This window comes from Aeromonas sp. EERV15 (genome assembly GCF_900079845.1).
Classification (GTDB): Bacteria; Pseudomonadota; Gammaproteobacteria; order Enterobacterales; family Aeromonadaceae; genus Aeromonas; species Aeromonas sobria.
In genome coordinates, this window is sequence record NZ_FKKY02000060.1 from 1 (window position 1) to 605 (window position 605).

A 605-nucleotide genomic window follows, 5' to 3' on the forward strand; every position below is an offset into this window, starting at 1 on the left:
GATCGCGCGAGACCAGGACCGCATCGCCCTGCCGTCGTTCGAGGGCGAGATCCGCGTGGGCTCATGGTGGCTTCCCGGTCCGGAGGCGTAGCCGGGGCCGGGCTCATCCCGGTTGCGCGGGTGGATGGGGAGACGCCAGGCGCAACGGCGTGTACGGAGGTGGTGGCCTCGGCCCCGCGCGCTCAGGGCGAGGGGCGGCCCCGAGCGGCCGGCGCGGCCTTCAGCCAGCGCGCGGCCGCCGCGGCGATGGCGTCGCGCTCCCCGTCGAGGTCGATCGCGAGCGGCCGCCCCGCGGCCGCGGCCATCCCGTGCCCGACGACGTAGCGCGCCAGCGGGTAGTCGTGGGTGAGCATGCCCGCGACCGCGGGGAGGGCCGGCGCGCCGACGCGCCCGAGCGCGAGCAGGGCGCGGACAACCTGCCGGACTTTCGCCGCAGCTTCGTTGTCCCGCAGGGCATCGACTCGGACAAGATCTCCGCGTAGCTCCAGGCCGGCGCCCTGCGGATTCACCTGCCGAAGAGCGCCTCGCCCAAGCCCCGTCAGATCCCGATCAGCGCGAGCTGATGAGGCCGGCCGGCCACCGGGGCACCGCGCCGCCGGCGACCG

At 76.4% G+C, this 605-nt stretch carries 1 protein-coding gene; it reads right to left on the reverse strand.

Annotated features, from left to right (window positions below; translation table 11 throughout):
• Positions 1-182: 182 nt before the first annotated feature.
• Positions 183-605 (reverse strand): hypothetical protein (locus tag BN4575_RS22690; RefSeq protein WP_218060787.1); only part of this gene is annotated, 423 nt, incomplete at its 5' end.